At 47.4% G+C, this 20,700-nt stretch carries 24 protein-coding genes; 15 read left to right on the forward strand and 9 right to left on the reverse strand.

Translation table 11 applies throughout. The features are described from left to right. Positions 1–7: 7 nt before the first annotated feature. The 4 genes from Q9O24_11380 to Q9O24_11395 are packed head-to-tail and all read left to right on the forward strand — an operon-like array spanning position 8 to position 1,272. Positions 8–355, forward strand: a complete 348-nt coding sequence (locus tag Q9O24_11380) for a HopJ type III effector protein (GenBank protein ID MDQ7075726.1) — start codon at positions 8–10, stop codon at positions 353–355. 6 nt (positions 356–361) lie between these two features. After that, positions 362–910 (forward strand): YaeQ family protein, encoded by a 549-nt coding sequence (locus Q9O24_11385; GenBank protein MDQ7075727.1) that lies wholly within the window; start codon positions 362–364, stop codon positions 908–910. Further along, complete coding sequence (locus tag Q9O24_11390) at positions 903–1,037, forward strand: hypothetical protein (protein MDQ7075728.1); 135 nt, start codon at positions 903–905, stop codon at positions 1,035–1,037. Before Q9O24_11385 ends, Q9O24_11390 begins: the two co-directional genes overlap by 8 nt. Continuing rightward, entirely contained in the window at positions 1,021–1,272 is a 252-nt protein-coding gene (locus tag Q9O24_11395; protein MDQ7075729.1) for a BrnA antitoxin family protein, read from the forward strand. Before Q9O24_11390 ends, Q9O24_11395 begins: the two co-directional genes overlap by 17 nt. Positions 1,273–1,291: 19 nt before the next feature. Here the strand turns inward: Q9O24_11395 and yeiP are convergent, their stop codons facing one another. From yeiP to Q9O24_11415, 4 genes are read right to left on the reverse strand one after another with little or no spacing between them, the layout of a single operon-like run. After that, entirely contained in the window at positions 1,292–1,858 is a 567-nt protein-coding gene (gene yeiP, locus Q9O24_11400; GenBank protein MDQ7075730.1) for an elongation factor P-like protein YeiP, read from the reverse strand. Positions 1,859–1,899: 41 nt separating this feature from the next. Then, complete coding sequence (locus Q9O24_11405; GenBank protein MDQ7075731.1) at positions 1,900–3,051, reverse strand: putative DNA binding domain-containing protein; 1,152 nt, start codon at positions 3,049–3,051, stop codon at positions 1,900–1,902. A 9-nt stretch (positions 3,052–3,060) separates the two neighbouring features. Then, positions 3,061–3,843 (reverse strand): hypothetical protein, encoded by a 783-nt coding sequence (locus tag Q9O24_11410; protein ID MDQ7075732.1) that lies wholly within the window; start codon positions 3,841–3,843, stop codon positions 3,061–3,063. 43 nt (positions 3,844–3,886) lie between these two features. Then, positions 3,887–5,152: a DEAD/DEAH box helicase gene (locus tag Q9O24_11415; protein ID MDQ7075733.1), complete on the reverse strand. Its 1,266-nt coding sequence runs from the start codon at positions 5,150–5,152 to the stop codon at positions 3,887–3,889. Between the two features lie 123 nt (positions 5,153–5,275). Between Q9O24_11415 and Q9O24_11420 the strand changes: the two genes are divergently transcribed. Next, the gene (locus tag Q9O24_11420) at positions 5,276–5,620 is read left to right on the forward strand and encodes a TfoX/Sxy family protein (protein ID MDQ7075734.1); all 345 of its coding nucleotides are present in this window, start codon (positions 5,276–5,278) and stop codon (positions 5,618–5,620) included. 24 nt (positions 5,621–5,644) lie between these two features. Beyond that, positions 5,645–6,322: a DUF3047 domain-containing protein gene (locus Q9O24_11425; GenBank protein MDQ7075735.1), complete on the forward strand. Its 678-nt coding sequence runs from the start codon at positions 5,645–5,647 to the stop codon at positions 6,320–6,322. A gap of 47 nt (positions 6,323–6,369) precedes the next feature. Here Q9O24_11425 and Q9O24_11430 read toward each other — a convergent pair whose 3' ends face one another. From Q9O24_11430 to Q9O24_11445, 4 genes are all read right to left on the reverse strand, one after another. Continuing rightward, positions 6,370–6,798 carry a peptidylprolyl isomerase gene (locus tag Q9O24_11430; protein ID MDQ7075736.1) on the reverse strand — a complete coding sequence of 143 codons (429 nt, stop codon included), beginning with the start codon at positions 6,796–6,798 and terminating at the stop codon, positions 6,370–6,372. A 44-nt stretch (positions 6,799–6,842) separates the two neighbouring features. Then, positions 6,843–7,205, reverse strand: a complete 363-nt coding sequence (locus tag Q9O24_11435) for a DUF2750 domain-containing protein (protein MDQ7075737.1) — start codon at positions 7,203–7,205, stop codon at positions 6,843–6,845. Positions 7,206–7,298: 93 nt separating this feature from the next. Further along, positions 7,299–8,171 carry an LEA type 2 family protein gene (locus Q9O24_11440; GenBank protein ID MDQ7075738.1) on the reverse strand — a complete coding sequence of 291 codons (873 nt, stop codon included), beginning with the start codon at positions 8,169–8,171 and terminating at the stop codon, positions 7,299–7,301. 3 nt (positions 8,172–8,174) lie between these two features. Further along, entirely contained in the window at positions 8,175–8,747 is a 573-nt protein-coding gene (locus Q9O24_11445; protein ID MDQ7075739.1) for an NlpC/P60 family protein, read from the reverse strand. Positions 8,748–8,868: 121 nt separating this feature from the next. On the opposite strand from Q9O24_11445, the gene Q9O24_11450 reads away from it, so the two are divergent. The 7 genes from Q9O24_11450 to Q9O24_11480 all read left to right on the forward strand — a co-directional run bounded on the left by Q9O24_11450 (position 8,869) and on the right by Q9O24_11480 (position 15,574). Next, entirely contained in the window at positions 8,869–9,240 is a 372-nt protein-coding gene (locus Q9O24_11450) for a hypothetical protein (GenBank protein ID MDQ7075740.1), read from the forward strand. 145 nt (positions 9,241–9,385) lie between these two features. Further along, positions 9,386–11,104 carry an ATP-binding protein gene (locus Q9O24_11455; GenBank protein ID MDQ7075741.1) on the forward strand — a complete coding sequence of 573 codons (1,719 nt, stop codon included), beginning with the start codon at positions 9,386–9,388 and terminating at the stop codon, positions 11,102–11,104. After that, the gene (locus Q9O24_11460; GenBank protein ID MDQ7075742.1) at positions 11,104–11,508 is read left to right on the forward strand and encodes a response regulator; all 405 of its coding nucleotides are present in this window, start codon (positions 11,104–11,106) and stop codon (positions 11,506–11,508) included. Before Q9O24_11455 ends, Q9O24_11460 begins: the two co-directional genes overlap by 1 nt. Further along, positions 11,509–13,416: a response regulator gene (locus Q9O24_11465; protein ID MDQ7075743.1), complete on the forward strand. Its 1,908-nt coding sequence runs from the start codon at positions 11,509–11,511 to the stop codon at positions 13,414–13,416. A 55-nt stretch (positions 13,417–13,471) separates the two neighbouring features. Beyond that, positions 13,472–13,960: a chemotaxis protein CheX gene (locus tag Q9O24_11470; GenBank protein ID MDQ7075744.1), complete on the forward strand. Its 489-nt coding sequence runs from the start codon at positions 13,472–13,474 to the stop codon at positions 13,958–13,960. Between the two features lie 33 nt (positions 13,961–13,993). After that, positions 13,994–14,374: a response regulator gene (locus tag Q9O24_11475; GenBank protein MDQ7075745.1), complete on the forward strand. Its 381-nt coding sequence runs from the start codon at positions 13,994–13,996 to the stop codon at positions 14,372–14,374. A gap of 54 nt (positions 14,375–14,428) precedes the next feature. Then, positions 14,429–15,574, forward strand: coding sequence for a HAMP domain-containing sensor histidine kinase (locus Q9O24_11480; protein ID MDQ7075746.1), 1,146 nt, complete (start codon positions 14,429–14,431; stop codon positions 15,572–15,574). On the opposite strand, the gene Q9O24_11485 is transcribed toward Q9O24_11480, so the two are convergent. After that, positions 15,571–16,203, reverse strand: a complete 633-nt coding sequence (locus Q9O24_11485) for a response regulator transcription factor (protein MDQ7075747.1) — start codon at positions 16,201–16,203, stop codon at positions 15,571–15,573. The two genes, Q9O24_11480 and Q9O24_11485, sit on opposite strands and share 4 nt — an antisense overlap. Positions 16,204–16,331: 128 nt before the next feature. Here Q9O24_11485 and Q9O24_11490 point away from each other — a divergent pair, with 128 nt between their 5' ends. Both Q9O24_11490 and Q9O24_11495 read left to right on the forward strand, forming a co-directional pair. Beyond that, on the forward strand, positions 16,332–17,930 hold the full coding sequence (locus tag Q9O24_11490) for an ABC-F family ATPase (GenBank protein ID MDQ7075748.1): 1,599 nt from the start codon (positions 16,332–16,334) through the stop codon (positions 17,928–17,930). Between the two features lie 93 nt (positions 17,931–18,023). Next, complete coding sequence (locus tag Q9O24_11495) at positions 18,024–20,585, forward strand: response regulator (protein MDQ7075749.1); 2,562 nt, start codon at positions 18,024–18,026, stop codon at positions 20,583–20,585. Positions 20,586–20,700 lie beyond the last annotated feature (115 nt).

The following is a 20,700-nucleotide window of genomic DNA, read 5'->3' on the forward strand; positions in this document are numbered from 1 at the left end:
AAAATTTATGGCGTTATTACAGGGTCAACCCGAGCGGGTTCAATTTGCTCAGACCATGCAGTTGATCGAGCAGCATTACGACTACACGCCAGCGGAGTTCAGTAACGGTTTGGGCGCGGATAGGGTGCTGAATGCGGCAGGCAGCAATGAGGGTTCTTGTAAAATTTTCGCTTTTGGCCTGCTGCATGATCTGCCTGCTGAATCGCTGCTGCACTGTTTTGGGGATTATTACCGTCTGGATGTGGTGCAAAACCCAGCGGGCAAGGATCATCACAACATTCGCAATTTTATCCGTGACGGTTGGCAGGGGATCCGTTTCCAAACGATGGCGTTACGCGCCAAACAACAGGGGTAAAAACGCATGGCATTGAAAGCGACGGTTTATAAAGTGGATCTGCAAGTGGCGGATATGGATCGCAACTGTTATGGCGATTACGCTTTGACGGTGGCGCAGCATCCATCGGAAACGCTGCAACGGATGATGTTGCGGATTTTGGTCTTTGCTCTGCACGCCGATGAGCAACTGTCGTTTACCAAGGGTTTGAGCAGCACCGAGGAGCCGGATCTGTGGAATCGTCATTTGCACGGCGGCATTGCCGAGTGGATTGAGTTGGGGCAACCCGATGAAAAACGTTTGCGTAAAGCGGCGGGGCTGGCTGATCAAGTGACTTTGTATTGTTACAGCGGCAGCAGCGCGGAGATTTGGTGGAAGCCGATGCAGAGCAAAGCGGCGAAATTAAATAACCTCAAGGTGGTGAACATTGCAGCGGAAACGGTGGCCGAACTGGCGCGGTTGGCGGATAAAAACATGCCGCTGCAATGCACCATTCAAGATGGAACGATTTGGTTGGGTAACGGTGAGGTGACGGTGGAGGTGGTACCGCAGGTTTGGCAAGCGGTGGATGATTGATCTTTATTGGATGAAAGTCTTGGTGGGTGTTGTGGTGTATACCGAACGCTGCGGAGATGTAATTCGTCTTATCTCCGCTCGTAAAGCAACCAAAAATGAGGTGCGTCGTTATGAAAAAAGTCTCTAAAACTGATTGGGAAAAATTGGCAGATATGGATGATAAGGCCATTGATACCAGTGACATTGCAGAGTTGGATGATGCTTTTTTTCGCCATGCAGAAATAACAACACCCAAAAAGAAGCCCGTGACGTTGAGATTGGACAGCGACGTGTTGCTTTGGTTTAAATCACAAGGGCAAGGGTATCAAACACGGATTAATACGTTATTGAGGCGTTATATGGAGAGCCATCAATCGCGTTGATGGTTCGGTGTAAACGGTTTTAAGCCCTAGAAATAAACCCACCGGTGGCCGTATTGATTTTAATCTGCGCGCCCGCTTCCAGATATTCAGGTACCTGAATTTCCAAGCCGCTGCTCATTTTAGCCGGTTTGGTACGCCCTGTGGCCGATGCGCCTTTGATGCTCGGGTCGGTTTCGATGATCTCCATTACCACGCTGGGCGGCAGTTCGATGGCTAAAATAGCGCCGTCCATAATCAGCGCCACAATGCCTTCTAAACCCACGCTTAGGTATTCAATTTGGCCTTCAAGATCAGCCGCGCTGAGGCTGTGTTGGCTGAAATCGTCCATATTCATAAAGGTGTAGTGTTCACCGTCAAGGTAGGAATACTGCACGTTCAGCCGCTGGCAATCGGCATCCTTGAGCATCTCATCGCTTTTATAAGACTCATCCCGTTTTTGACCTGTTTTGAGATTGGTAAAACGGACTTTATACAGTGTCGATGCACCACGAGAAGAGGGGCTTTTGGCTTCCAACTGTTTGACCGCATGGGGTACACCGTTGATCTCCACGACCATGCCTTTTTTTAGATCACCTGCTTTTGGCATTGCTGCTTTTCTCCTGAAACAAGGGGGGTAAATTATGGTTTTTATGGATTCAGTTTTACGATGGCTTTGAACAGGTTGGCTTCTCGGTCATCAATAAACTCAATGTGTTGATAGGCTTTCAAGGCTCTGATAATACCGCTGCCAAGGCCACGGTAGGGCAGTATTTTGGTGGCAAATGAAGCTAGAATAGGGTTTCTTATATTAGAATTGCCACGTTTAATATTTTCGATGCTGAGGTTGTTGGGCAGGTGTCCTGGGCTGATAATTTCAATACGATTTATAAAGACAAACACTTTAATTGGTGCATCAATAAAATAATCTCGATGAATAAGAGCGTTGCAAATCAACTCCTCAAAAACAATTTTTGGTACAGCTAAAATACCCAGCGAATTGACATTTTGTCCTTTTTGTTCACGTTTTATGTTTCTTAAAATAAAACTCAGTGTATCTTCGAAAATATATTTTAATATCCCCGTCATATCTTGGCTGTCAATGTAATTATCGACATCAATTTCTTGGCAGGGGTAGGTAACACATTTGATAATAAAATTCGGCAGGCGTAAAGAGGGTTTTTTGGCAAACAGCAGTGTACCAGAGAGGTTTAGCGTCCCCTCTTGGCTCAAGTTTAAATTGTCCAGCAGTTGGTTTAGTGGCAGATCTTGTTCTTGCAGCGTCTCTTCGTACTGCTTTTCATAAAAATTGGCAAAGACTCGTTCGTCTAAATCTCGATAGGTTAGGCTGGGCACTAAAATTTCATCACCGTGCAGTAAACCTGCGCTTTGGTACATGCGCTGGATCTCTTCTCGGGCAGTGGCTTTGCGTTTATCAGCACCGCTTTTTACCCAGATAACCCCATTTTTATCCATGTAGGGCTTGGACAGGCCGGGAGAAATATGTACGACCATGAGTAAATTATCGCCGAGTGCAATGTTTTCGGTGATGGGGTTAATGGCCGGTTTGACCTGTTGTGATGCGGCATTGGAGACCAGATTACTGAGCCTGCCCATATCTTCACGATTCAAACCAGTAAGTGAGCCATCATCATCAGCGCCAATAATCAACATGCCGCCTAAGGTGTTGCTAAAGGCAATCATCTCTTGCGCCAACGAGATTTCATTGCTGACATTGGCCTTAAATTGATGCCTGCTGTCTTCATCTCGGGCGATGATGTTTAACAGTTCTTCAGCTTCCATATTGTCCCCTTATAACGCCTGCATCTGCTGCAAAGGTTGTAGTTGCTGTGTCCGTTGCTGCACGTCTTTTAAGGCGCGTTTGTAATAACCACGCAGATGTTTATTCAAATGAGGTAACACGGCCTTGTTAGGGATCTGTTTTAAGTGGCAAAAAAGGGCTAAGGAGTAGGTTAGATCATCTTGTGACAGAGCGCGATCACGTTCGGCACTGGGGCCGGAGCAACTGCCGCAGCTTTTACTGCGGGTGGTGTTGGCGGTGTTGCAAAACATCACGCCGAAACCCATAAACAGCCCGATTAATTCGATCAGCTGTGGCCAGTTTTCATCGCCTGCCGGTGGTTTTTGTTTGGCAAAACCGGCCAGATAAAAGGCCAGTTGTTGGGTTAGGCTGGCGATTAACACCTCAGGGTTGTTGAGCTGTGAGCCAGCGTATTGAATCGGCAGTTGTTGTGACTCGGGCACGGCGGTTTGTAATAGGCCCTGTGTGCCACGCAGTGCGCCTTGCAGACTCAATTTTGGTGGTTGCTCCAGTGAACAGCTCGACTGCTCTTGCAGCCGACAAGGCCAGTGTTGCAGACCAGCGTGCTGTTTGACTTGCTCAAAAATCAGGCTGGCCATGCCATGCAGACTGCTTTCGCGCCCAGGAAAATGTTCGTTGCTGGGGGTGACTAATTGCGTTTCGGTGTAAAACACCTCGGCATCAAAATTTTGCAGACACCAGAGTTGCACATCAAACAGCCACGTTATGCTGGTTTCATCCAGCAGGGGGTGTGGTTTTAAAAATCCAAACATGCTGTTTTGTCTCATGAAATTTGCGGTGAGTTCATGCACCATTCTACCGCTTTCTTACCGGACGATGCCCCCGAGAATTCTCGCCTGAACGCTGACCATCACGATGATCCCGCTTGGGCTTTTTCGGTTTTTTATCCCGAATGGGGCGTTGGTTGAGTGAAGACGGTGGCAGAGTATTAACCGGCTCATAACCTTCGACCACTTTTCTTTCCAGCAGCTTTTTGGTTACGCGCTCAATGTCCACCAGCTGTTTAAACTCATCATTCGATACCAGTGATATTGCTTCACCGGTAGAACCGGCTCGTCCGGTACGGCCAATGCGATGCACATAATCTTCCGGCACATTGGGCAGATCAAAGTTGATCACATGGGGCAGCTGATCAATGTCGATGCCGCGAGCAGCGATGTCAGTGGCGACCAAAATGCTCACCGAACCGGCCTTAAAATTGGCCAATGCTTTGGTGCGCGCACTCTGGCTTTTATTGCCATGAATCGCAGCGGCGGAGATCTTTTTGCCTTCTAAAAAACGCACCAGCCGATTCGCGCCGTGTTTGGTGCGGCTGAATACCAGTACCTGCTGCCACTGGTTCTCTGTAATCAAGTGAGCCAGCAGAGCGGATTTTTTGCTTTTATCTACAGGGCAAATCCATTGCGTGACCGTCGGTGCCGCTGCGTTGCGTGGCGTGACGGAGATCTCCACAGGGTTGTTGACCACGCTTTTTGCCAAGGTGCGGATCGAGCTGGAGAAGGTGGCGGAGAAGAGCAGGTTTTGGCGCTGCTTAGGCAGCAGGGCGAGGATTTTACGGATGTCGTGGATAAAACCCATATCCAACATGCGATCCGCTTCGTCTAATACGAGTACTTCCAATTGATCAAAGCGCACCGCTTTTTGATTGTAAAGATCCAGTAGGCGACCAGGCGTGGCGACCAAAATATCGACCCCTCTACGCAGTTTCATCATTTGTGGGTTGATCTTCACCCCACCAAACACCACCGTGGAGCGCAGCGGTAGGTTTTTGCCGTAGGTGAGCACGCTTTCGCCAATCTGTGCGGCTAGCTCACGGGTGGGTGTTAAGATCAGGGCGCGAGCGTGGTTGGCTTTCGCCAGTTGCCCCTGTGAGAGACGTTCTAAGATCGGCAGAGTGAAACCGGCGGTTTTGCCGGTGCCCGTCTGAGCTGCGGCCATAACGTCATTGCCCTTAATCACCTCAGGTATGGCTTGGCTCTGAATGGGTGAGGGGGTGTCGTAACCTTGTTCTGCCACGGCATCAAGGATGGGGGCGGATAGGCCAAGGGAGGCGAAGCTCATAGGGGTGGTCTCTCGTTACTGCGTTAGGGATTGGGGCCGCTGTTTGGCGGCGGTGCAGCTTACCCGATTTTGTACTTTAGAGCCATGCCAGCGTTCGATTTGAGAATTGGGAGGTGGGTGTTCATGAGTCAGTTCGTTGAGTTTTTAGACGAAGTGTTTGAAACATTTGGTGAAATTACGGTGCGCAAGATGTTTGGTGGGTATGGGGTTTATCATCAGGGCATTATGTTTGCTTTGGTGGCCGATGATCAGCTCTATTTGAAAGTAGATCAGAGCACACGGCACAAATTTGAGGAAAAGGGTCTGTCAGCCTTTCAGTATCAAAAAAACGATAAGCAGGTCAATATGTCCTATTTTTTGGCACCCGAAGAGATTTATGATGATAAGGAGCAAGCCGCTCAGTGGGCTGCTGTGGCGTTTGGGGTGGCAAAAAATAGAAAAAGGCCGAAGAGAAAAGTGAAACAGTGAATTTATTTTTTTGGAGTTGTGATTATGGGTAGAGGGACGCTGTGTTGTCTTATTTCGCTGCTGTTTTTTTCATCCGCCCAGGCTGAAAAACCAGTTCCTTCAGAGTCTGATTTTGTCATTGGTGAATTTTCAAACTCTGCATTAGAGCACTGGCAGCCTAAAATTTTTTCTGGTGAAACCCAATATGATTTGGTGTTGGACAAAACCGTTTCGCCGCCTCGGACGGTACTGAGGGCAAACAGCAATGGTGCAGCTTCGGGTCTGTTTTTTAAACAGCGCATTGACCTTGAAAAACAGCCGTGGCTGAACTGGTCATGGAAAACCGAAGGTGTGTTTTCTAATCTGGATGAGCGACAGAAGAGGGGGGATGATTTTGTCGCTCGGCTTTACATCGTGGTGGATGGCGGCCTTTTCTTTTGGAACACACGAGCGTTGAATTACGTTTGGTCTTCTTCGGCTGCGGTGGGGGAGTCATGGCCAAATCCATTTACCTCAAATGCGGTGATGTTGGCGGTGGAGTCGGGAGAGAAACACGTTGGCCAGTGGCGATATTATCGACGCAATGTACGCGCTGATCTGAAAAAACTGTTGGGCAAAGAAGTGCGTTATATTGATGCGGTGGCGGTGATGACCGACAGCGACAACGCAGGTCAGCAGGCCACGACGTATTACGGTGATGTTTATTTTTCGGCCACACCGTAGGAGCCGCGCGTTGCACGGCAGCCCTAGGATTGCGTTTTAATTTCGCTTTAAGCGCGCGCCACCAGCTCGATGGCGAAGGTCAAGGCTTGACCGGCCAGAGGGTGATTGGCATCGACGATGATGGTCTCGTCACGAATTTCCACCACACTCATATTAATGGTTTGGCCGTCAGGACCTTGCGCTTGTAAAGGCATACCGACTTCGAGCGGCATGTCGTCGGGCAGCATGTCTTTGGGTACTTCTTGCTGCATGTCGTCTTGGCGTGGGCCGTAGGCGCGATCAGGTTCGATGCGCACGGTTTTTTTGTCACCGACGTTCATGCCGGTGACCGCATCATCAAAACCAGGAATAACGCCACCAGAACCTAAAATAAATTCTAACGGTTCACGGCCTTCGGAACTGTCGAACTGTTTGCCGTCGTCGAGGGTGCCGGTGTAGTGGATTTGTACGGTATCGCCGTTTTTTGCTGCGCTCATGCTGTGTTCCTAGTCAGTTGATTTTTGGGTTGAAATAAAGTGATTCAGTCGTGAATGTCGAGTAATTTTTTGGCGATGTCCAGTGGGTCAATTTCCAACCCTTCCAGCTCTTCGTTCCAATTAGGGCCGACCATGACGTTGTCGTCGATCATGCCCTTGAGCCAGCGGTCTATAAACTCGTCGAGGTCAATTTCGCTGGCTTGGTAGCCTGACCACTCGCCGACACAGTGCTGTTTGGCGAGTTTTTTACTCGACCAAAAGGGCATCACTTCGGTCTCTTCAAACTCACTGGAGTCGCAGATGACCCAGCCTTCGTCGTTTTCCAGCCCCCAGACTTGGGCGTATTGACGAGCTTGTTGGACAAACACTTGGTAATTGAGGTGAAGTTGATCGCGGTTTTTGTTCATGGTGGGCATTCATAAGGGAGACAGGGGGGGCAAGTGTACTGAAGCGAAGCGCTTAGCTCAAACCCCCCATTATGGGGAGTCGAGGGGGAGGGGTTAACGGGAGAGGTTAACCGCGCCTTGTTGATTGATTGGCAGTTGGAAAGCACCGATCAGAGCGTTGTCGCTGGTGGCTCCCAAGGTGCCTTGGATGTCGTAGTTGAGCGCTTTGCCACCGCTGAGTACGGAGAACAGGCCGCTGCCAAGGTCCATAAAGTTCAGCGAGAGCGGCAAATTGATCACGCTTTTGCCGTTGGCTTTGATGTTGCCGACGTTGTTTTGCACCCCTTTGAACCACTGAGCACCGTTGACCTTGAGGGTGTAGTCGAGTTTATCCAGCGCCAGAGAAAAGGCGTTGGGGTTGTCGATTTCCAATTGAACGCCCACATTGGCACCACTAAAGCTCATTTCGCCCAGTGACATATTGGCCAGTTTGACCGACGGTGTTTTGGGGATCGGAATGTTGCCGCTGGTTTTGAGCGGGTGACGGTATTGGCCAATGATAGGCACATCGACCAACAGACCGAGATCGAGGTCGTAAGCGGCACTGTCTTTGTTTTTGAACTCTTTGAAAATGTTCATCAGTTGTTTAAAACCGACAGTGATCGGCAGTTCAATCTCGCTGATGCCGGAGGCGGCCACTTGGATGGGTTGATCTTTTTGGCCTTTGATAAAGGATTTTCCTGCCAGTTTGAGGTCGTAATCGAGACCGGCCAAGCTGATGGGGATCGGGTTGGGGTTGTCGATTTTGATGCCAAAGTTAAGGGTTAGGTTGTCAAAGTCGAGGGAGCTGATGCGGGTGCTGGCGATGCTGACTTTGGGGCGCTGGTTTTCCAATATCTGCTTGAGTGCCGGTTGGCTACAGCCGCTGAGGAAGAGGCTGCTGATAAAGCCAAACAGAACAACTGTGGCTACCTTTAGATTGCTCATACATTATTTCTCTTTGGGTCGAATGATTTGGTAGACGCTACGCAGATCGTATTCTTTGTAACGAGCAGGGACTTTTCTTCTCTCCCCTGCGTAACTGAGCATCATAGCTTTTTTCTGCTTGTAGTCCAGCCAAGAGATGAAAATCGCGCTGTGTTCGACGTTGCGATAGCCGTGATTGATAAAATAGAGCCAATCGCCTGCTTTGATTTTGTCTTGGCTGGCAAAGGGGCCGCGTTTTTTGCTCTTGAAGACCGTTTGCCGTTGGTGCCGTTTGAAACCGGCTCGGTCGTAGACGGTGTCGATGTAATCCCAGCAGCCACCGGGTAAAATTTCTTTGTTGATCAAGCTCATTTGACGAGCGGTACGCAGTATCGAACGGCCGCTGCGATGGGCGCGGCGCTCCTCACGTTTGAGCTGTCGCTCTAAGTTGTTCTCTTTTTTTAGGTTTCTCAGTGAGGTGCTGTTGGGTGGGTTGGTTTTTTTTGCTTCTGTGGGCAGTGGTTTCGGCTCAGGGCTGTAGCACGCGGTGCTGATTAGGCTGATGAACAGAAAGAGTATGACAGTGCTGGCTTGCATCGGTTTAGTCCTTGAGCCTAGGATCAATACTTCGGATAGTTTTAGGTCAAAAAAATAGGAACCAAAGGCGGGTTGTGAGACAATAGAGTTCTCAAAAAACGACAATCAAAGAAGACCACCCGTGGAATCTGTAGTAGAGTCGGTTTTACTCTCCATGTCCAGCGTTAAAAAACCACAATGTTTTTTTCTCTCGGCTCTATTTTCCGCATTGATGGTTTTCCATGGAAAAGCCACTTTTCGTAATTTGAGTCGTTACAGTTCGTTGCATGAAAAACGTCTGTCGCTCTGGTTTCGACGTTCCTTTGATTTTGCTCAATTCAACAGACGTTTGCTTCAAAAAGAACTGCCACAAAAGCACGATCAAATTGCGGCCATTGATGCCAGCTTTATGAAAAAAAAGCGATCAGAAAATAGCAGGGTTGGGGTGGTTTTACAACGGCGCTTTGGGTCAAGTCATGATGGGGTTGGAGTTGTCGTTGATTTGCTGAATTGATCTTCAAAGTCGAACCGCTTACGCGCTGGATGCTCGTCAAACGTTGGACTCGGAAAAAAGAGGGTGAGAGCCGAATGAACTACTACGCTAAACAGGTCTGTGATTTTGAGTAGTTAGATGTTTTATTTTATAAAGAGGTATCAGTATGGGAAGTATCAGCAAGCAGAATCGAGTTATTTTTATTTGGATGTCACTTTCATTTGCAATTTTAATGTTGTTGTTAGCGACGTTGCAAGGGCATAACTACTGGCAGATTAAAAATGTAGAGGGTAAATTAGATGAAATGGTGGGAAATAGGAATTTAAAGCTTCAGCTTTCTACTGATATGCTATGGGTCTCCTATAATCGACGTACTTCGGTTGTTAATCAATTGCTGTCTGATGATCCCTTTGTGCGTGATGAATATCAAATGCTGTATCACAAGTGGGGTTTTGAGGTAGGTAAAGTGCGTATTGCCATACGCTCTTTGGTCCTGGATGATGTTGAAACAAAGTTGATGGAGGAGCAGGTAAACTTGGTTAAACAGATTTTAGTCAAACAGGATTATGTTGTAGGTTTAACTCAAAACGATCAGTTGGAAGAAGCGCGTGAGTTTCTTGTCAGTGAATTAAGTGAGATGTATTATGAGTTTGATAAGAATGTTGAAAGCTTGAGATCGTATGAGAGAAAGATGATCGGTGTCGCAGCAGATGATGCGGCACTGGCACTCTCGAAAGCAAATTATTTTACCTTGCTCTTGGCTGTAATTGTTTTTATTATTGCTTTGGTTATTATTGTTCTGACGTTTACTCATATTCGTAAACTATCTAGTAGCCTATTGGCGCAGGCTGTTGAGTTAGAGAATGCCAATGATGGTTTGCAGCAAGCCATATTGGAATTAAAGACAGCTCAGGCACAGTTAATTCAAAATGAAAAAATGGCTGCGTTAGGGCAGTTGGTCGCTGGGGTTGCACATGAGATTAACTCGCCCTTGGGGGCAGTGAAATCCAGTGGTCGCAACATCAGTGATGCAATGGAAGGTGTCCTTTTGCAACTGCCACAGGTTTTGCAGTTGCTCTCCAATGTTGAAGAGCAGCTGTTTTTTGGCTTATTGAAGCAGCGAGTGCAAGATCGTGCCTTATTGACCACCAGAGAAGAGCGCAAGCTCATTAGAGCCTTAATGAGGCGGTTGGCTGAGGCGGGTTTGCAAGATACGCGGGATGCGGCTGAGACCTTGGTGCAGTTGGGGGTTTATGCTGAACCTGAGCCTTATTTGCCCCTATTTCAGCATAAAAATGCGCAGCTCATCTTAAATACAATTTATAATCTTTCCAGTATCGCTAGCAATACGCACAACATTAATTTGGCAGTGGAGAGGGTGACCAAGATTGTTTTTGCTCTGAAATCCTTTGCCCGTTTTGATCAGGGTGGTAAGAAGATCGAGTCCGATTTGAAAGCGGGGTTGGAAATGGTTTTGACCATTTATAATAATCAGATTAAACAAGGTGTTGAGTTACAATGTGATTATGAGCAATTAGAACCCGTGGCCTGTTATCCCGATGAGTTGGCTCAGGTTTGGACCAACTTGATTCACAATGCGTTGCAGGCGATGGACTATAAGGGGGTATTAAGGATTGCTTTGAAAAAAGTGGATGGTTTTGCAGTGGTTTCGATTGCGGATAATGGTTGTGGTATCCCTGAGGCATTGATGGGGCGTATCTATCAGCCCTTTTTCACCACTAAAGCCAGCGGAGAGGGCAGTGGTTTGGGGTTGGATATTGTGACTAAAATTATAGAAAAACACGGCGGTGAGATTCAGGTTGATTCAATTGAGGGTGAGGGCAGCGAATTTCGAGTTTACTTGCCGATGGAGAGTAACGCGTGATGGGAAAAGAAGAGAAAGGTGTTTTGCTCTGTGTGGATGATGAGCGCATGGTGTTGGATGCGTTAAAAACGCAGTTAAAAACCGCCTTTGGTAACCAATACCTGATTGAGGTGGCAGAAAGTGCGGAAGAGGGGTTGGAAATTTTAGATGAGATGCGAGGTGAGGGGTATCAGCCGTTGGTGGTGATCTCCGATTGGCTGATGCCAGGTATGAAAGGCGATGTATTTTTGCGTGAAGCAAAAAGTCGTTTTCCTTCAGTAGTGAAAATCATGCTGTCAGGACAGGCGGATCCAGTGGCGGTGGAACAGGCTTGGGAAAATGGTGGTCTGGACAGTTTTATTATCAAACCTTGGGATATTGACGATTTGATTGGCAGCATCAATAGCGGTTTGGGAGTGAGGTAGGTGAGCAAGCGGGCCGTTCTTTGTATTGATGATGATGAAACCGTTTTGCTTACATTGCGCAGCTTGCTCAAATCGTCGTTGGAGAAAGGCCTGATTATTGAGGTTGCCGAGAGTGGCGAGGAGGCGTTGGAAATTGTCGATGAGTTAGCCGCCGAGGGAGTGGAGCTGGAAGCGGTGATCAGTGACTATATTATGCCTGGCATGAAGGGCGATGAAGTGCTGAAAAAAATTCATCAGCGTTGCCCCAAAGCGGTCACCATTATGTTGACTGGACAGAGCGATTTACAGGGCGTTACTAATGCCATTAATCAAGCAAATTTGTACCGTTTTCTTGAAAAGCCGTGGCAGAATGACGACCTATTATTGACCATTAAGAGTGCGATTCACAGTTATCAACAGGAGTTTGAGTTGGAGCAGAGCAACGCTCGATTAAAACTCCTGAATGAAAACCTTGAATCTGTGGTGAAACAACGCACCCATGAGTTAAGTAAAAAAAGTGGCCAAGTACGTCAGTTGTTAGACAGTTCGGGGCAGGGGTTTTTATCCTTTTTTAGTGACCTGAAAATTCAAGGTGAGTGTAGCTCAAGGTGTTACCAATTTTTTTCGGTAGAGGAGATGGCGGGTCAGTTTGTTTATGAGCTGCTGTACTCCCGTTCCGAAGAACAACAGGTTCTATTGAAAAAAAATCTACAGCGTTTTTTCAAGTCTGAAGACCCAATGCGTCGGGAGTTGATTTTAGAGCTGTTGCCCAGAGAATATCAGTTGCAGAATTTTATTTTTTCTGCTGAATATCGACCGATGGAAAAAGATCAACTGATGCTGATTCTATCAGATATCACGCAAAAGAAACGCTTGCAAGAGAAGATCAATGCCAATCAAGAGCGGTTTAAGTTTATTGTTACGGTTTTAAAAGAGATTAATGATGTGCAGCAGATTATGCGTGAATTCCACTGTTTTTTAGAGCAGTGCTCGCTTGCTGCGGTGGATGTGGTTCAGCTGTACCGTGATGTGCATACCTTCAAAGGGCTTTTTTTACAGTTTGGGTTTCCAACTTTGCCGATGGTTTTACATCGAGTTGAAACAGAGTTGAATCAGCTTCAAGGTGATCTTGTTGCGGAACAGATCGAAGGCTTTAGTGATCTTAAAATCGCCTTGATGCATGATCTTGCTGAAATTGAACAGGTATTAGGACAAGGTTTCTGTCATGAAGATAGACTGATTAATATTCCTGAGTCGCGCATTATTGAATTGCAGTTAATGGTGGAAGAACTGGCACAAAGTAAAATTCTGGCAGATGAGCAGGCTTTTTTGGCTTTGTTACACAGAGTACGTACTGTGTGCCATGTGGATTTTCGCTCTTTGTTAAGCGGTTACCCAAAAGCGATGATGCAATTGGCGGCGCGTTTGAATAAGGAGATCGAGCCTTTTTATATAGAGGGAGATTTGATTTTAATTGATGCCACGCGCTTTAATCCACTGGTTAAAACGTTGGTGCATGTGTTTCGTAATGCGATGGTGCATGGCATAGAATCTCCAGAAGAGCGGATTGAGAGAGGGAAGCTGGAAAGAGGTCAGTTAACTTGTCATGTTTTACGCAAGAAAGGTGCGTTGGTGGTTGAGATTGGCGATGATGGTCGTGGTATGGATGCAGATTTGTTACGTCAATTTGCATTGGATAAAGGTGTTTTGGATCAGCAGTCGGTAAGTGAAAAGTCAGATGCTGAAATTTTTCAGCTCATTTTTACCGATGATTTCAGTACGACCGAAGACGTAGACAACTATTCGGGTCGTGGTGTTGGTCTTTCGGCGGTGCAAGATAAATTGGAGCGTTTGGGAGGAAGCATTCAAGTAAAGAGTAAAAAAGGGTGTGGTACGAGTTTTCAATTTACTTTGCCTATTGATCAATAGGTTGTCTTGAATCAGAGATTAAAACGAAGTGGTTTGCAGCGATTAAGGGGGTGGCATGAGTGAAGAACAGCTTGATGCGGCGGGTTTTTTGAAGGCAATTGCTGGCCGTTTAGATGATTTTCTTAAAGATGAATTGGCTGTTGAGGTGTCTCAAACTGAGTATCATTTAGGTGATCATAACCGCATTGAATTGCGCTATTTGACCTCGTTGCTGGGTGTTAAAGGCCAAGTGCAAATGTTTATCTTATTCAGTTTTGATAAGTTATTAATTCAGCATGTCTATGAAGCGTATACTGCCGAGTTGACGATCGAGGATGACGAAAAAGAGTTGATGATGGATGAGACTTCTGGAGATTTGTTAAATATTGTGATTGGCAATGTTTTGAGTACCATCTCTAAAAAAGGTAAACGTAATACTGTAACGCCACCTTTGACCTTAACGGATGCAAAAAATTTGGTTCGACATCGCAATGCAACGGTTAAGTCGGCAGATTTACTTACCGCCTCAGGGCTGGTCTCAATTTATTGTGTTTGGCCAAAATAAATTTTTAATCAATATTGATTTTATGGAGACGAAATGAATTCGTTGCGTGTTTTAGTTGTTGATGATTCACCCATTACCCTGAAAAAGTTGTGCAAAATGTTGGAGGATATTGGCCATACCATTGCGGGCACCGCTCGTACAGGCAGGGATGCTATTGATCAGTATAACGTCTTGCAGCCGGAGTTGGTGACGATGGACATTACCATGCCTGATATGGATGGTATTGAAGCCACGCAATGTATTTTACAGCACTCACCAAAAGCTCTGATCATTATGGTGACTTCTCATGGGCAAGAGCAGATGGTGATTGATGCTATTGATTCTGGAGCAAAGGGTTATGTGTTAAAACCGGTGGGTGAAGATAAATTAAGTGAAATGATCCAGAAGGTTTTTGAGCGTTATGGGTCGTCCTAGTTATTTTTTTGCAAAAAATATTCAATAATATGCTGTTTTTCTGTGGAGAAAATTATGGTTATTCCGTCGCTTGCGCCGCAGAACGAAGGGGTTTTGTTTGAAACTCTATTTGATCTGATTCCATTTGCTATTTATGCAATGGATACAACGGATTACAGTTTGGTTTATGTCAATCGATCCATGCGGGATAGAACGGGAGCTGCGTCAGGGCAAAAGTGTTATGAGGCAATTTATGGGGAGGACTCTCCCTGCTTTTTTTGTCGGATGCGAGAATTAATTGATGTGCAGGGAAAACCAAAGCAGGAGACGTTGATCTTCGAACACTTTAATCCCTTGGATGATTTGTGGTACCAGCTGCAAGAAAAAACGCTGTTTTGGCCAGATGGACGCACGGTGAAATATTCGATCGCGGTGGAGGTTTCAGCGCTTAAAGCGACCCAGAATCGTTTGGCTGAAGCACATGCGGAGCTGGCTTTAAAAAACCGTGAATTGGAGAATTTAAATAAAGAAAAAAATCAATTGTTGGGCATTGCGGCGCATGATTTACGCAACCCCATTTCAGCCATCGCTGGTTTTAGTGAGTTGTTGTTGCTGGACGGTATGGATGCCGAGGTAAAACAGATGTCATCTGAAAAAATTCAGGAGTTGAGCCACAGTACATTGGATTTGCTGAATGATATTTTGGATGTTTCGGCGATTGAATTAGGCAAGTTGGCGCTTGAGCGAGCACCTTTGGATTTTACCCAGCTCTGTGTGTCTCGTTTGGATGTGTTTAGAGCAACGATGGCTAAGCAGAAACAGATCTCATTGCAGCTGGAGGTGAAAGAAAATGCTGCGTTGTCACGGGTTAATGTGGATAAGCAGCGTATTTCACAACTGTTGGATAATTTGATCAGTAACGCGATTAAGTTTTCACCTACCGGATCATTGGTTGAGGTTTTTTTACAGTATCACGCGGTACCAAATAGCAGCGTTGAGTTGCGTATTAAGGATCATGGGCCGGGGATTTCGCTTGATGAGCAAGGCAAGCTTTTTGTGATGTTTCAAACACTGGCAGCTAAACCTACGGCTGGAGAGTCGAGTACCGGTTTGGGGTTGGCAATTGTGAAGAAGATTGTTGACGCTCATAACGGCCAGATTCGGGTCGAAAGCATTGCGGGTGAGGGCGCGACGTTTATTGTCCTGCTGCCCATTGCTTAGTTTTCTAGCAAGCCTTGATGTTGAGCATGAGAGAGGCATTCGCTGCGGGTGCTGACTCCCAGAGTTTGAAACAATGAGGCAATACGGTTGCGCACTGCGGTCAGGTTGATGTTCAGTAGAGTCGCCATGCGTTGCTCTGGGTGTCCCTTGTGAAGTAGCGCGAGTATTTGTTGCTGTTGTTTTGAGAGTGTCGGAGCAAGACTGGCTGCTTTGTTTAATTTAAGTCGGTCGATCTTAATGCGAAGATAATCCGGTAGATAACACTCGCCTCGGGTGATTTGGCTGATGGCCTGTTTCATCTCTTCGAGGGTTGAATGTTTCGGGATAATGCCTTTAGCTCCGGCGCGCAAGGCTTCTCGCAGCAGCTTGGGGTCTTCATTGGCGGTGATCATGCCGGTTAGAACATCGACATGGTGGTGTTCAAGTGCGCGCAGGAAGTCAATGCCATCCACCACCGGCATGTTCATATCAACCAGTACCAAACCGATTTTCGGATCGGCTTTAATGATTTCAAGTGCCTCTAAAGCATCGTCGGTGTGCTCAACCTTTTTTAAGCCACAGCCGTGGCGTAGCAGTTGCTGTAATGCGGTGGCGAAGAGAATATGGTCATCAATCAGTAGTGTTTTCATGCGGAAGGTATAACAGTGACAGGGGCGCAGACTTTAGCATAAAACAGTGCTTTTCAGCGCTATTACTCTCCACTTGCCGCATAACCTAGGTATAATCGCCCCCTTTGGCTTTTTTCGGATATTTTACAGTGATCTCTACAGCAAATCTTACCATGCAGTTTGGGGCTAAGCCCTTGTTTGAAAACGTCTCTTCGAAGTTTGGTGACGGCAATCGTTACGGCTTGATTGGTGCCAACGGATGTGGCAAATCCACCTTTATGAAGATCCTCGGCGGCGATCTGGAGTCAACGGCGGGCAGCGTCAGTATGGATACGGATGAACGCTTGGGTAAGTTGGGGCAGGATCAGTTTGCCTTTGAAAAGAGCACGGTGGTGGATACGGTGATCATGGGTCACGCTGAGCTGTGGAAGGTCAAAGCCGAGCGTGATGCGATTTACGCCAACCCCGATATGACCGAAGAAGATGGGATGCGGGTGGCGGATCTGGAGGTGGAGTTTGCTGAAATGGACGGCTACTCTGCCGAAGCCCGTGCCGGTGAATTATTGCTGGGGCTGGGGATTCCGTCTGAGCAGCATTTTGGCCTGATGAGCGCAGTGGCTCCTGGTTGGAAACTGCGGGTGTTGTTGGCGCAGGCGCTGTTTTCTGATCCCGATATTTTGTTGCTTGATGAGCCGACCAACCATCTGGACATCAATACCATCCGCTGGTTGGAGGGGGTAATTAACGACCGCTCCAGTACCATGATCATCATCTCTCATGATCGCCATTTTTTGAACTCGGTCTGTACTCACATGGCGGATTTGGATTACGGTGCGTTGCAGGTCTATCCAGGTAACTATGATGAGTACATGGCCGCAGCGACTCAAGCGCGTGAGCGTCTGTTGTCGGATAACGCCAAGAAAAAAGTTCAAATTGCCCAGTTGCAATCCTTTGTGTCGCGTTTCTCGGCGAATGCGTCTAAGGCGCGGCAGGCCACCTCTCGTGCCAAGCAGATGGAAAAGATTAAATTGACTGAGGTCAAACCGTCCAGTCGGCAAAACCCCTTTATCCGTTTTGAGCAGGAGAAAAAACTGCATCGTCTGGCGTTACAGATGGAAGGCGTAAGCCAAGGTTATGACGGCGAAGCGCCGTTGTTTAAAGATCTGAACTTGATGGTCGAAGCAGGTGAACGCATTGCGGTCATTGGCCCCAATGGCATCGGTAAAACCACCTTGGTTAAAACCTTGGCGGGTCAGATGGCGCAGCAGTCAGGCAAGATTAAATGGGCTGAAGCGGCGGACATCGGTTATTTTGCCCAAGACCACGCTGATGATTTTGCTGACGATGTGAATTTGTATGACTGGATGTTGCAGTGGCGACAAGAGGGCGACGACGAGCAGGTGTTGCGCGGGGCTTTGGGGCGCATGTTGTTTTCGGCGGAAGACATTAAAAAATCCGTCAAGGTGGTTTCTGGTGGTGAGCAGGGAAGGTTGTTATTTGGTAAGCTCTCTATGTTGAAAAGCAATGTCTTGATTATGGATGAACCCACCAACCATTTGGATATGGAGTCCATTGAGTCGCTTAATTACGCGCTGGAAAATTACGAAGGCACCTTGATTTTTGTTAGTCATGATCGTGAATTTGTCTCTTCTTTGGCGACGAGGGTGATTGAAATGACCGCAGAGGGTGTGGTGGATTATCAGGGCAGTTACGAAGAGTATCTGCGCAGTCAAGGTTTGACGGCTTAGATCGCATTGCGTCTTTGGTTTTTCTTCCAAGGAGGGAAGAAGAGTGTGCGTCTGTGGTAACGGGTTGTATTTTGAGTTTAGGGAGTCACCGTTGTGCCGATTAAAGAGCCTGTGAAAAAAGAGCCGTTATTACGTTGGATTTGGCGCTCCTATCTGCGGGCTTCTTTGATCCCACTGTTGTTAGTGGAGGTCGGTTTGGTGGCGGTTTACTTGCTCAGTACCGGTTTTTCACGAGATGAAAATGTGGCTGCGTTGCAGCAGTTGGCACACGAAGAGCTGAAATTGTTGGCGCTTCGAGAGTCAAAATTTATCCATAAGCAGTTACAGCCTGTTGAGTCCAACAGCGCCATCTTGGCTGAGGCCACCTTAACCGCGCTCTCAAAACCCCTGTTGGAAAATGAATTTTCTCAAGAGGTGAAAAGCCATTATCGCTTTGCGGACAATGGTATTTATTATCTGGATAAAAACCTCGGCGGGGCGACGTTCTATTACAGTGGCTTTCACCCCATTGGTGAGGTGGAGCAGGATAAAGCCTTGCGCAGTGCTCGGTTGGATGGTTTATTGAGTTCGATGCAGAGGCATTCGCCTCTGGTTGAACAGGTTTATTTTACTACCTTTGATTCGATGGCGCGTATTTATCCTTTTTTTGATGTGTTGTCTCAGTTCCCCCCCAAATTAGAAGTGACCTCGCTTAATTTTTATTACGAGGCCGATGCCAAGAACAACCCAGAACGCAAGATTGTTTGGACCGATCTCTATCTTGATCCGGCGGGGTTGGGTTGGATGGTGTCTAATTTGGCTCCGGTCTATCGCGGTGATTTTTTAGAAGGGGTGGTGGGGCAAGACATCACGGTGACTAAAATTGCCAAAGAGGTGTTGGATCTGGAAGTACCGTGGCAGGGGTATGCGCTGTTATTGGATCGTGAGGGGCATGTGATCAGTATGCCCGAGCGGGGCATGGAACTTTGGTTTACTGATGAGATCCTCCGTGATCAGGAGGAGCTTAACCTCTATCAGCAGCGTAATTTGCCGAGCGCTTTGGGGGTAGTAAATCAGCAGGCCGCTGGGTTTGAGATGTTAACCATGCACAATGACGTTCATCTGATGAGTTGGGCGACGGTGCCAGGGGTTGATTGGAAGTTGTTGCTGCTAGCGGAACAGAAACACATTTATGCCTCAGCGGATCGTCTGCGTGATGAGTTGGTGGCGGTGGTGTGGTGGATGGTGTTGGCTTTGGTGCTGTTTTACTTGTTCTTCTTCATTTTATTGTATCAACGCGCTGAACGTATGAGTCGTTTTATTGCAACGCCATTAAGAAAAATTCATCTTTTGATCCAACAGATTGGACGCGGAAATTATCAGCAATCGGTGCCTGATTTACCGGTGCAAGAGTTGTCTGAGACGGCGGAGCTGTTGGTGTTGATGGGCGCACGTTTGCACGATAACGAGGCGATGTTGAAGGATAATCAGCAGAAGTTACGACAGGCGAAATGGGAAGCAGAGCGAGCCAGCCGGAATAAGTCTAACTTTTTGGCGGCCAGCAGCCATGAGATCCGCACACCGATGAACGGGGTGATGGGGATGGGCGAGCTTCTGCTGGCAACCCCGTTGGATCATGAGCAGCGCGATTATGTCTTGAGCATTCAAAAATCAGCGGATCATTTGTTGAAGGTAATCAACGATATTTTAGATCACTCTAAAATCGAGGCGGGTGAGTTACGCCTTGAGTCTTTGGATTTCGAGCTGTCCCAACTGCTTTCGGGTGTGCAGATGAAAATGGGGGTCTTGGCAGCACAAAAAGGCTTGCGTTTGCGGCAGTCGATCAGTGTCGAGTTGCCTAAGTTTTTGCGTGGCGATGCAGGACGCTTGACTCAACTGCTGCTGAATTTGATCGGCAACGCGGTTAAGTTTAGCCAGCAAGGTGAGGTGTTGCTGAGGGTCACCGTGGTCTCGTGGCAGGCGCAATCGGTTTTGGTGCGGTTTGAGGTTCAAGACCGTGGGCCGGGTCTTGATGCGGCGCAGATCGAGACTATTTTTGAGCCGTATGTGCAGGCGGAGCAGGCTTCGGTCTGTACCCAAGGCAGCGGTTTAGGGCTTTCCATTTGTCGTGATTTGGTTGCTCTAATGGAGGGCGATATTGGTGTTGAGAGTCAGTTGTCCAAGGGCAGTTGTTTTTGGTTTGAATTGCCCTTCTTGTTGACTGATGGTCACACTCTTGATTTTCATGAAACGGGTGAAATGAGCGCCCACAGCTTTGAAGCGGTGAGTCTGGGTGCTCGGGTGTTGTTGGTCGAAGACGATGAGGTGAACCGTAAAGTGGCCACTAAAATGTTGAAAACCTTGGGCTGTCAGGTGGTGTGGGCCGGTGACGGTGAGGCGGCGGTAGAGCACTTTCAGCAGGCTGAATTTGACCTGGTCTTTATGGACATGCAGTTGCCAAAACTGGATGGCTGTGAAGCGACTCAGCAAATTCGTGCTACGGAAGGCGTAAACGATCATGTGCCGATCATTGCTTTGACCGCTAACGCGATGAAAGAAGATCAAGATCGCTGTTTTCAGGCGGGCATGGACGGTCATGTGAGCAAACCGTTTTTGTACGGTAAGGTGCGTGATACGTTGTTGCACTTTTTGCCAAAAAGCCGCTTAAAATCCTGATTTTATCTGTTTTTTCCAGTGGCGTTCGCCTCTGGTCTCTGTTGTTCTCTAAGTTGTCGCATTTTAATGTCAATATCCGCTTGCTGTGGGATGCTTGGACTAAGCTTAAGGTCGA

The sequence above is a fragment of the Gammaproteobacteria bacterium genome (assembly GCA_030949385.1).
GTDB lineage: Bacteria > Pseudomonadota > Gammaproteobacteria > JAUZRS01 > JAUZRS01 > JAUZRS01.

What these genes read in the sequence shown, in the direction of transcription:
- Q9O24_11380 (MDQ7075726.1), top strand. Translation starts at nt 8, where the DNA reads ATGGCGTTATTACAGGGTCAACCCGAGCGGGTTCAATTTGCTCAGACC.
- Q9O24_11385 (MDQ7075727.1), top strand. Translation starts at nt 362, where the DNA reads ATGGCATTGAAAGCGACGGTTTATAAAGTGGATCTGCAAGTGGCGGAT.
- Q9O24_11390 (MDQ7075728.1), top strand. Translation starts at nt 903, where the DNA reads ATGATTGATCTTTATTGGATGAAAGTCTTGGTGGGTGTTGTGGTGTAT.
- Q9O24_11395 (MDQ7075729.1), top strand. Translation starts at nt 1,021, where the DNA reads ATGAAAAAAGTCTCTAAAACTGATTGGGAAAAATTGGCAGATATGGAT.
- yeiP (MDQ7075730.1), bottom strand. Translation starts at nt 1,858, where the DNA reads ATGCCAAAAGCAGGTGATCTAAAAAAAGGCATGGTCGTGGAGATCAAC.
- Q9O24_11405 (MDQ7075731.1), bottom strand. Translation starts at nt 3,051, where the DNA reads ATGGAAGCTGAAGAACTGTTAAACATCATCGCCCGAGATGAAGACAGC.
- Q9O24_11410 (MDQ7075732.1), bottom strand. Translation starts at nt 3,843, where the DNA reads ATGTTTGGATTTTTAAAACCACACCCCCTGCTGGATGAAACCAGCATA.
- Q9O24_11415 (MDQ7075733.1), bottom strand. Translation starts at nt 5,152, where the DNA reads ATGAGCTTCGCCTCCCTTGGCCTATCCGCCCCCATCCTTGATGCCGTG.
- Q9O24_11420 (MDQ7075734.1), top strand. Translation starts at nt 5,276, where the DNA reads ATGAGTCAGTTCGTTGAGTTTTTAGACGAAGTGTTTGAAACATTTGGT.
- Q9O24_11425 (MDQ7075735.1), top strand. Translation starts at nt 5,645, where the DNA reads ATGGGTAGAGGGACGCTGTGTTGTCTTATTTCGCTGCTGTTTTTTTCA.
- Q9O24_11430 (MDQ7075736.1), bottom strand. Translation starts at nt 6,798, where the DNA reads ATGAGCGCAGCAAAAAACGGCGATACCGTACAAATCCACTACACCGGC.
- Q9O24_11435 (MDQ7075737.1), bottom strand. Translation starts at nt 7,205, where the DNA reads ATGAACAAAAACCGCGATCAACTTCACCTCAATTACCAAGTGTTTGTC.
- Q9O24_11440 (MDQ7075738.1), bottom strand. Translation starts at nt 8,171, where the DNA reads ATGAGCAATCTAAAGGTAGCCACAGTTGTTCTGTTTGGCTTTATCAGC.
- Q9O24_11445 (MDQ7075739.1), bottom strand. Translation starts at nt 8,747, where the DNA reads ATGCAAGCCAGCACTGTCATACTCTTTCTGTTCATCAGCCTAATCAGC.
- Q9O24_11455 (MDQ7075741.1), top strand. Translation starts at nt 9,386, where the DNA reads ATGGGAAGTATCAGCAAGCAGAATCGAGTTATTTTTATTTGGATGTCA.
- Q9O24_11460 (MDQ7075742.1), top strand. Translation starts at nt 11,104, where the DNA reads ATGGGAAAAGAAGAGAAAGGTGTTTTGCTCTGTGTGGATGATGAGCGC.
- Q9O24_11470 (MDQ7075744.1), top strand. Translation starts at nt 13,472, where the DNA reads ATGAGTGAAGAACAGCTTGATGCGGCGGGTTTTTTGAAGGCAATTGCT.
- Q9O24_11475 (MDQ7075745.1), top strand. Translation starts at nt 13,994, where the DNA reads ATGAATTCGTTGCGTGTTTTAGTTGTTGATGATTCACCCATTACCCTG.
- Q9O24_11480 (MDQ7075746.1), top strand. Translation starts at nt 14,429, where the DNA reads ATGGTTATTCCGTCGCTTGCGCCGCAGAACGAAGGGGTTTTGTTTGAA.
- Q9O24_11485 (MDQ7075747.1), bottom strand. Translation starts at nt 16,203, where the DNA reads ATGAAAACACTACTGATTGATGACCATATTCTCTTCGCCACCGCATTA.